8 protein-coding genes and 1 rRNA gene are annotated in these 9,184 nt (G+C 67.6%); 4 read left to right on the top strand and 5 right to left on the bottom strand.

What is annotated here, in order from left to right; all coding sequences use genetic code 11:
• Positions 1-88, bottom strand: a 16S ribosomal RNA gene (locus ACFW6D_RS30460); the annotation flags it as partial.
• 700 nt (positions 89-788) lie between these two features.
• On the opposite strand from ACFW6D_RS30460, the gene ACFW6D_RS30455 reads away from it, so the two are divergent.
• A complete protein-coding gene (locus ACFW6D_RS30455; RefSeq protein ID WP_379333836.1) occupies positions 789-1,277 on the top strand; it encodes a MarR family winged helix-turn-helix transcriptional regulator in 489 nt (162 codons plus the stop codon).
• A 59-nt stretch (positions 1,278-1,336) separates the two neighbouring features.
• Here the strand turns inward: ACFW6D_RS30455 and ACFW6D_RS30450 are convergent, their stop codons facing one another.
• Together ACFW6D_RS30450 and ACFW6D_RS30445 are read right to left on the bottom strand one after the other, a co-directional pair.
• The gene (locus ACFW6D_RS30450) at positions 1,337-1,741 is read right to left on the bottom strand and encodes a hypothetical protein (RefSeq protein ID WP_379333834.1); all 405 of its coding nucleotides are present in this window, start codon (positions 1,739-1,741) and stop codon (positions 1,337-1,339) included.
• A gap of 78 nt (positions 1,742-1,819) precedes the next feature.
• Complete coding sequence (locus ACFW6D_RS30445; protein WP_379333832.1) at positions 1,820-3,319, bottom strand: flavin-containing monooxygenase; 1,500 nt, start codon at positions 3,317-3,319, stop codon at positions 1,820-1,822.
• A 90-nt stretch (positions 3,320-3,409) separates the two neighbouring features.
• Between ACFW6D_RS30445 and ACFW6D_RS30440 the strand changes: the two genes are divergently transcribed.
• From ACFW6D_RS30440 to ACFW6D_RS30430, 3 genes are all read left to right on the top strand, one after another.
• Positions 3,410-3,964 (top strand): YdcF family protein, encoded by a 555-nt coding sequence (locus tag ACFW6D_RS30440; protein WP_379333830.1) that lies wholly within the window; start codon positions 3,410-3,412, stop codon positions 3,962-3,964.
• Between the two features lie 69 nt (positions 3,965-4,033).
• The gene (locus tag ACFW6D_RS30435) at positions 4,034-5,659 is read left to right on the top strand and encodes a GMC oxidoreductase (RefSeq protein ID WP_379333828.1); all 1,626 of its coding nucleotides are present in this window, start codon (positions 4,034-4,036) and stop codon (positions 5,657-5,659) included.
• A 325-nt stretch (positions 5,660-5,984) separates the two neighbouring features.
• Positions 5,985-6,647, top strand: coding sequence for a VIT family protein (locus ACFW6D_RS30430; RefSeq protein ID WP_379333826.1), 663 nt, complete (start codon positions 5,985-5,987; stop codon positions 6,645-6,647).
• A gap of 32 nt (positions 6,648-6,679) precedes the next feature.
• On the opposite strand, the gene ACFW6D_RS30425 is transcribed toward ACFW6D_RS30430, so the two are convergent.
• Positions 6,680-8,251 (bottom strand): Na+/H+ antiporter, encoded by a 1,572-nt coding sequence (locus ACFW6D_RS30425; protein WP_379333824.1) that lies wholly within the window; start codon positions 8,249-8,251, stop codon positions 6,680-6,682.
• 240 nt (positions 8,252-8,491) lie between these two features.
• A complete protein-coding gene (locus ACFW6D_RS30420) occupies positions 8,492-9,106 on the bottom strand; it encodes a hypothetical protein (protein WP_379333822.1) in 615 nt (204 codons plus the stop codon).
• Between the last annotated feature and the right edge of the window lie 78 nt (positions 9,107-9,184).

Genomic DNA, 9,184 nt, shown 5'->3' with positions numbered 1-9,184 from the left:
TGTACCCCGAAGGGCCTTACCGCTCGACTTGCATGTGTTAAGCACGCCGCTAGCGTTCGTCCTGAGCCAGAATCAAACTCTCCGTTGAAGACTCTCGAAAACACCCGAAGGTGCAATCAAAATTATCTAACTAGAGTCCGAAAACCTAGCAAAACAAACACCAGCAAAAAGATTCGCTGTTGTTCAATGTCCAACCTTCATGACCGGGGGGTACATGAAGGTTGGAACCAATAAATAATTATTGGCACTGACATTCATCGACACACTATTGAGTTCTCAAAGAACACACGCACACACTTCTACCCAACATCTTCTCGAAGGGGTTTCGGTGAGGCAAGAGTTCAAACTTAGCTCACGGCTACACCCGGAAGCAAGTCCCGAAGCATGTAACCCTGAACACATGATCAGTCAGGCGCTCAACGTCCTACCTCGTGTCTCGAACCGCTGGGCGGCTGAGTCGGTGTCCGTGTCGCTCTGACTCGAATAAAGTTACGTGCCGGCCAACGCGAAGTCAAATCGCCTGGAGAATCCGGCATTTCCCCAGGTCACGAACGTCATCCTACTGCGCACCGGACGTCCGCGCCCGCTGGCGACGGTCCCGTTCAACGGCCGTGATTACTCGGCGATCGATCGGCAACTGATCATCCGTCCAAGGCGTTGATGATCGCCAACATGCCGCCGACCTGGTGAGATGACGTGGCAACCATAGACAGAACCCAACCTCCGATATACAGTTTTGCCTCGTTCAGCAATTTCATAGCTACCACACGGGTGGAAGGTAGGCCGAGGTGACGGAGGATCTCGACTCGGTCGAGCGTCGCGCCTGGAGCGCGGTGGTCACCCTCTCGATGCGCGTGCCGAGCGCACTCGACTCGCGGTTGCAGCGTGAGTTCGGGGTGACCCACTTCGAGTACCGGGTCATGGCATTACTCCACGACGCACCGGAGCGACGGATGCGGTTGAGCATGCTCGCGGCCCGCGGGCACGGGTCCATTTCCAGGCTCTCCCATGTGGTTTCGAAGCTGGAACGGGTGGGCTGGGCACGTCGCGAGGCGGCGGAGTCGGGGCGAGGAATCGACGCGGTGCTCACCGACAGTGGGCAGGCCAAGGTGGTGGAAGCGACGCCGGACTATCTCGTCGCGGTGCGCAAGCTGGTGCTCGACGGACTCGACGATCCGCAGAAGGCCGAGCTCGCGGTGTTGGGTGAACGGCTCTCCCGGCATCTGGTCCGCACTCTCGGCGACGCCGACGCCGGCCGATCCGCGCTCGAGTACTGAACTGGGCAAACCAGCAGCGCCGCCCCGGTGATCGGGGCGGCGCTGTCGAGTAGGTCTGGTCAGGAATTGTTCGGGCGCCAGGTGGCCACCGCCCAGATCACCACGATGTCGACGGCGATGATCAGGATCGACCACCACGGGTAGTACGGCAGCCACAGGAAGTTGGCGATGATCGAGAGTGCCGCGATCACCATCGCCGCCACCCGGCCCCAGGTCTGACCCGCGAGCAGCCCGATCGCGATGATGATCGCGAGCGCGCCGAGAACGATGTGCCACCAGCCCCAGCTGGTGAGGTCGAACTGGTAGGTGTACTCCGGCCCGACGACGATGAGATCGTCGTTGGCGACCGCGGAGATTCCCTGGAAAATCTGCAGGACACCGACCACCGCCAGCAAGATGCCGGCGCCGATGGAGGTTCCTGCCGCGATTCCGTCGCGCAACTGGTGCTGATTCGAGTCTGTCATCGCTGGGCCTTCCGTCAGGTCAACGCCACGTGCCACCACGGCACACGCCAACCGTAGGAACCCGACAGTCCTCGCACCTCACCCGTTGCGGGTGAATTCCCTGACCTGGCGCGGCACCGGACGCAGGGTTTTGCCGAGGTCGGTGCGCAGGGTGATCAGGGCATCCAGGAGGTAGTTCTGCCTGACCCGCCACGGATGACGGTTGCCCTGGCGGGGGAACGCGGCTATCGAGCGCAGGACATAGCCCGCATTGAGGTCGAGCAGGGGGCGTTCGGCGAGTGCGCCCTTGGGTTCGGGGACGACCGCGGCGCTGCCGGTGCGGTCGAGGTGGGTGAGGACTTTGCAGACCAGGCGGGAGGTGAGGTCGGCGCGCAGGGTCCATGACGCGTTGGTATAGCCGACGCAGATGGCGAAGTTGGGCAGGCCGGTGAGCATGGCGCCCTGCCAGACGAACTGGTCGGCCAAGGGCACGGGGGTGCCGTCGACCGAGGGTGCGATGCCGCCGAACGCCAGCAGGCGCAGGCCCGTGGCGGTGACCACGATGTCGGCGGGCAGGGTCTGTCCCGAGACCAGGCGAATCCCCTCCGGGACGAAGGCATCGATGTGGTCGGTGACGACCGAGGCCTTGCCCTTCTTCATCGCCTTGAAGAAGTCGGCGTCGGGGGCGGCGCACAGGCGCTGGTCCCAGGGGTCGTAGTCGGGCGTGAAGTGTTCGGCGACGAGTTTGTCGTCTTTGAGGATGCGGGTGGTGAGGTCGGTGAGCAGCTTGCGCGCGGCAGCGGGCCGGCGGCGGCAGAACTGGTAGAAACCGATGTTGAACAGGATGTTCTTGGTTCGGATCAGCCGGTGCGCGAGACCCGCGGGGAGCAGTTTGCGGAGCTTGTCGGCCCGCTTGTCGCGGGCGGGGACGGGACTGATCCAGGTGGGGCTGCGCTGCAGCATGGTGACGTGCGCGGCGTCGGCGGCGAGGTTGGGCACCAGGGTGACTGCGGTGGCGCCGCTGCCGATCACGACGATCCGCTTGTCGCGGGTGTCGAGGTCGGCGGGCCAGAACTGCGGGTGCACGACGGTGCCCGCGAAATCGTCGCGGCCGCGGAATTCGGGGGCGTGCGGCTGCTGGTAGTCGTAGTAGCCCGCGCAGGCGTAGAGGAAACTACAGGTCAGGGTGCTGAGTTCGGGGCCGTCGGGGCCCTCGTGCGCGATGGTGAGCTGCCAGCGGGCCTGCGCCGACGACCAATCCGCGCCGATCACCCGGGAACCGAAGCGGATGCGGCGGTCGATGCCGTTCTCCTGCGCGGTCTCACGGATGTAATCCAGGATCGCGGAGCCGTCGGCGATCGAACGGGCCGCGCGCCACGGCTTGAACGGGTAGCCGAGGGTGAACATGTCCGAATCCGAGCGGATGCCGGGGTAGCGGAAGAGGTCCCAGGTGCCGCCGAGGTCGTCGCGCGCCTCGAGGACGGCGTAGCTGCGGTGCGGGTGCTCGGTCTGCAGCCGGTAAGCGGCCCCGATGCCGGACAATCCGGCCCCGACGATGACTACGTCGAGGTGTTCGGGGGCAACGGCGGTGTCGGTCATGGGCACCAGTGTGCCTGCCGTGGACCGTCACTGAAAGGGTCTGGTTGTCTGTCACGAGGTCGCCGTCCGGTTTTCGGTATCGTCGGTGCGGTGTCGATCTTTCGGCGTGCGGGATGGTTGCTCGTCGGCGCACTGGTCACCGTGCTCGCTGCCGCGTTCGCCGGCTGGCCGGTCTTCGTGCACCCGCAGGTCGACCCGCTACGGCCCGCCGATGTGATCGTGGTGCTCGGCGGCACCGCCTACGAACGATTCGACCTCGGCATCGAACTCGCCGAGCGCGGGCTGGCCCCCGAGGTGCTGATCTCGCAGTCCACCGGGGCCGACGATCCGGTGATGGACAAGTACTGCGGCGGCCGATTCGCCTTCCGCGTCTCGTGTTTCGTGCCCGACCCGTGGACCACCGACGGTGAGGCGCGCGAAATCGTCCGGCGCGCTGACATTTACGGGTGGCGCCACATCATCGTGGTCACCTTCACCCCGCATGTGTCGCGCGCCAGGTACATCGTGGGCAAGTGCTACGACGGCGAGATCACCATGGTCGCCAGCCCCTCGGACTCGGGGCTGGAGTTCTGGTCGTGGATGTATGTGCGCCAATCGGCCGGGTACGTGCGGGCTTTCGTCAATCAGCATTGCGAGACCGACTGACACGCGCCTGCCCGGCTCCTACAGTGGGACCAGCGGTATCCGGGGGCCGCGCTGGTGAGAGGACCGCCGATGCTTGTGGAGGATCTGCGCACTGTCGGTGACGATGCGTTGCGCACCCAGGTCTGCGTCATCGGGTCGGGTCCCGCGGGTCTGACGGTCGCTGCCGAACTCGCCGCCGCCGGACTGCAGGTTCTGGTGCTGGAAAGCGGTGGGCTCGAAATCGACTCGGACGAACCCGCTTTCACCGCGATCGAGAGCATCGGCGCTCCGCGCGCGGAGCCCGACCGGATCGCGGGAAATCGGGTGCTCGGTGGGAGCTCACACACCTGGGCCGGTCGCTGCGGTGTGCTCGATGATCTCGACTTCGCGAATCGGCCCTGGGTCGATCGGTCGGGCTGGCCGATCGATGCGGGCGCACTGCGGCCCTGTGCCGACCGCGCGGCCGCCCATGCCGGGCTGGGGCACGGCACCGGCTTCACCGACGAGGAGTTCTGGCCGCTGTCGGGACGCACCGCGCCGCCCGATTCGCTCGATCCCGCCTCGTTGCGACCCTACTTCTGGCAGATCAGCCGTGACGCGGCCGACCGGTTCGACTGCAAACGGTGGGGTCAGCATGTGCGTGACGTCGCGCCGACCGCGCGGGTGCTGGTGAACGCGACGGTGACCCATCTCGACACCGATGCCACTGGCGCACACGTGAATTCGGTCGAGGTGACCGGTGCCGGTGGCCGGGTGCGCACCGTCGAGGCGCGCGTGTTCGTGCTGGCCGGGGGTGGGATCGCGACGCCGCGTTTGCTGCTGGCGTCGCGGCGGATCGTCGTCGGGGGGATCGGCAATCGATACGACCAGGTCGGGCGGTATCTGATGGATCATCGCTGCGGCGTGGTCGCGACGCTGCGGCCCGCCGACGCCGGGGCGGCGCTGGAGCGGTTCGGTAAGTACGTGGTCAAGAGCGCGCGCGGGCGGCACACCTTTCTGCACGGTATGGCGCTGTCGCCCGCGCTGCAGCGACGCGAGTCGCTGGTGAACTGCGCGCTGTGGTTGCAGGAGGTCCCTGCCTCCGACGATCCGTGGGACTCGGTGAAGCGGCTGTTGCGCGGGCGGCCCCGATGGCGCGATGTGCGAATCATGCTCTCGGACACCGGACTTCTGCTCGACGGTGCGCGGCGGCGGTTGGTCGACGGTGTCGGGATTCCGCATCGGCTGGCCGGGGTGGAGGTGCGGGCGATGGTGGAGCAGACCCCGGACGCCGACAGCAGGGTACGGCTTTCGAACAGGACCGATCCGGTGGGAATGCCGCTGCCGCAAGTGGATTGGCGGATCAGTGAGCAGGAGGATCGGACGGTGCGACGGGCGACGGAGCTGCTCGTCGGCGAGTTCGCCCGGCTCGGGTTACCGACGCCGCAGGTGGTTCCCGCAGCGCTGCCCGGCAGCACCGATCCCCTGCCGCTCACCGACTGGGCGCATCCCAGTGGGACGACGCGGATGTCGGCCGATCCGAGACACGGGGTGGTGGACCAGCACTGCCGGGTGCACGGGGTGGACAACCTGTACATCGCGGGGAGTTCGGTGTTTCCGACGAACGGGCACGTGAATCCGACGCTGACCGTGATCGCGCTCGCGGTTCGCCTGGCCGATACGCTGCGCGCGGCGCTACCCGCCACCGCTGATCCGTCGGCGGCGCGACTGCACTGAAGGACCATCGATCTGGCGGCGACCCGTCGCCAGCGGGCCTTGCGTTGCGACCGACCTGCGGTGGCAACGCGGCACTGCCCAGCAGTGCCGATGACGTGTCGACGGCCCGATTGGGCGGCCGAACCGACAGCGACGGGCCATAGGTTCCGGCCGACCTGCGGTGGCGACGCAGCTTTACCCTGCGGTGCCGATGAAGTGTCGGTCGGCGGACTAGGCTGGGCGGGTGCCGGATTCGACCGCAGCCGATAGTCGTTCGAGTGGGGGCGAGGGTGTGCCTCAGGCGGGTCATCCGCACGAGCCGCATACCGAAGGACTTTCGAGCCGGTTGAACTGGTTGCGCGCCGGGGTGCTCGGTGCGAACGACGGGATCGTGTCCACCGCGGGGCTGGTGGTGGGGGTCGCCGCCACGACGAACAATGCGCAGACGATCCTCACCGCAGGTGTCGCGGGTCTGGTCGCGGGGGCGGTCTCGATGGCCGCAGGCGAATATGTGTCGGTGAGTACGCAGCGTGATTCGGAGAAGGCGCTACTGGCCAAGGAGCGGCGCGAGCTGGCCGAGGAACCCGATATGGAACTGGCCGAACTGGCCGGGATCTACGAGAAGAAGGGGCTGAGCCCCGCCACCGCGCGCACGGTGGCCGCCGAACTCACCGCACACGACGCGTTCACCGCACACGCGGAAGCAGAACTCGGCATCGACCCCCGCGCGCTGACCAATCCGTGGGCGGCGGCGATCTCCTCTGCCATCTCGTTCACCTGCGGCGCCCTGCTCCCGCTGCTGGCAATCGTGTTGCCGCCCACCGAATGGCGGGTGCCGGTCACCTTCGTCGCCGTGCTCATCGCCCTCGCCCTCACCGGCTCGGTGAGCGCCCGCCTCGGCGGCAGCAACCGAGGACGCGCGGTCCTCCGAGTGGTGATCGGCGGCGCCCTGGCAATGGCGATCACCTACGGAATCGGCGCGATCACCGACTCCATGACCAGCGGCTGAACCCGGCCCGCCGCCAACCCGGCAATGCCTACTCAGTGCATAGGTCCGAGGTCCAGGCGGCGGGTTACTCGGTCGACTACGTCTGGGGGCATGCCGGGTTCGCGGCGGGCGGCTTGGGCTTCGCGGCGTCCCGCTTCGGTGACGGCACCGCGGACCGCGCGCATCTGTGAGGCCAGTTTGCGTTCTTTGTCCAGGGCGGCTTTCGCGTCGGCACCTGCAGCTTCGGGGTCGGCCTTGGCGGACATGCGGCGCAGCACGGCCTTGAGGTCCTCGTAGACGTCTTCGGGGAGGTTGTCGCGGGCGGCGATCGCCTTGAGTTCGGACAGTTCGGCGTTCACGACTCTGGTCCAGAGTGCCTGTTCGACGGCGCGTTCGTGGCGGGTGTCGGCGTGCACGCCGGTGAGGCGGACCACCAGCGGCAGGGTCGGGCCCTGGACGAGCAGGGTGAACAGCACAACCGCGAAGGCGATGAACAGGATTTCCGAGCGGGCCGGGAAGTCGGCACCGGTGTCGAGGGTGAAGGGCACAGCCAGTGCCAGCGCCACCGTCGCGACCCCGCGCATGCCCGCCCACCAGGTGACGATCACCTCGCGCCAGGTGAACGGCTCGTCGGTGTTGGGTAGTTTGCTGCTGATCGCCCAGGTGGCCATCAGCCAGACCAGGCGCAATCCCACGACGACCGCGATCACCGCGACGGTGACCCCGGCCAGCGCGGGCCAGTTGTGCCCGGTGGTTTCGATGACCACCCGCAGTTCGAGGCCGATCAGGGCGAAGGCGAAACCGGTGATCAGCATTTCGGTGATGTCCCAGAACGAATCCGCGACCAGGCGATAGTCCCGGTCGCCGATCTCGGTCACGGCGTCGGTGAGATAGAGCGCGCAGACCAGCACGGCCAGGACGGCCGAACCCTCCCAGTGTTCGGCGATGCCGTACGCGGCGAAGGGCAGCAGCAGGCTAAGGGCGACCTGGCCGGTGGCAGTGTCGAGGCGCTTGGTGAGGGTGCTGCCGAGCCAGCCGAGCACCAGGCCGACGACGAGCCCGACCACCGCGGCGATCGCGAAGTCGGCGAGCGCGTGCCATGGACTGAACAGGCCGGTGACGACCACCTGGATGCCGACGGTGTAGATGACGATCGCGGTGACGTCGTTGAACAGGCCCTCGCCGCCGAGGGTCACGATCAGCCGACGCGGCAGGCCGAGTCTGCCCGCCATCGAGGTGGCCGCGACCGGATCGGGTGGGGCGACCAGGGCGCCGAGCACCACGCCCGCAGCGATCGCAGTGGCAGGATTCCAGGCGTGGAAGACCGCGGCGACCGCGATCGCGGTGACGATCACCAGGCCGACCGCGCGCAACGCGATGATCTGCCAGTTCTCCGCGAACTGCCGCCACGAGGTGCGGCGGGCGGCGGCGTAGAGCAGCGGCGGCAGGACCAGCGGCAGGATCAGGTCGGGCGGGATGTTCAGGCTCGGGACCGCCGGGATCAGGGCGAGCAGGCAGCCGAACAGAGTCATCAGGATCGACGGCGCGAGACCGATGCGCGCACCGAGCGGTTCGGCGAGCACGGCGGCGAGCAGAATCACCAGAGTCAGCACCAACTGGTCCATAGCTGACCAGTGTCACCGACATCGCCCGTGCGAAGGCACCGACCCGCCGCCGGTCAGTGGGCGGATGACCCGATCGTTCCGGCGACCGACCTCGTAGTCGAGGGGCAGGTCACGCAGCCATCAGACGCAGCGTGCCGTGACCGAGTGGCTGCTCAGAAGCCCGCTGCGGCACGGGCGTTGCGCACGCCCCTGATGTCAGGGTCTGCGCAGAAGGCTGCACGAATCGGTATGCCTTCGATGTCAGGGTCGCACTGCTGCCGCAGGTGGGAGCAGGATCGGCGGGAGGGGGAACGGGAGTTGCAGGACCGGCGGTGGCGGTGGGGGTGGCGCCGGGGCAGGTTCGGGTTCGAAGACCGGAGGCGGCTCGGGCGGGGGCGGGGGCTCGTAGACCGGCGGCTCGTAAGCCGGTGGCGGAGGCGGAGGCGGGGGCTCGTAGGGGGGCGGTGGCGGGGCCTCGACCGGGACAGGCTCCGGTGCGGGTTCAGGCGGCGGAGGCGGCGCGGGGGCCGGGGGCTGCACATCGGGGGTCGTGACCGTGCATTGCCATTCGCCGTCGTCGTGGACGCGCCAGTGGGCGGTGATCCCGCCTGCCGAACAGTTCCCGCCGACTCGCCTGGCCGGCCACGGGGGCGCGAACTTCTCGTCGGCGACTTCCTGATCGGATCCGGCGATCGGGAGACCGTTGGCATCGGAGCCCATCGGGTTCACCGACGGGTTGTCCTCGCCCTGGTCGGCGCGCAGCACCAGGCCGAGTGCGACCACCAACGCGAGCAACGCGGCGAGTACCGCCGCGATCGCGACCGTCCGAGTACTGCTGCCGGCCCGTGTTTCGGGGCCCTCGCTGCTCTCTGCCATCGCACCGCCTTCGCCGCGGATCAGGTCTCCCCCGTCCAGCAGGCTACCGCACGGTTGCTCGCCGACCACCTGACTCAG

The sequence above is a fragment of the Nocardia sp. NPDC058705 genome (assembly GCF_042749305.1).
In the GTDB taxonomy this organism is placed as follows: Bacteria; Actinomycetota; Actinomycetes; order Mycobacteriales; family Mycobacteriaceae; genus Nocardia.
Note: the sequence above shows the minus strand (reverse complement) of the source record. Positions and strands in the feature narration are given on the sequence as shown.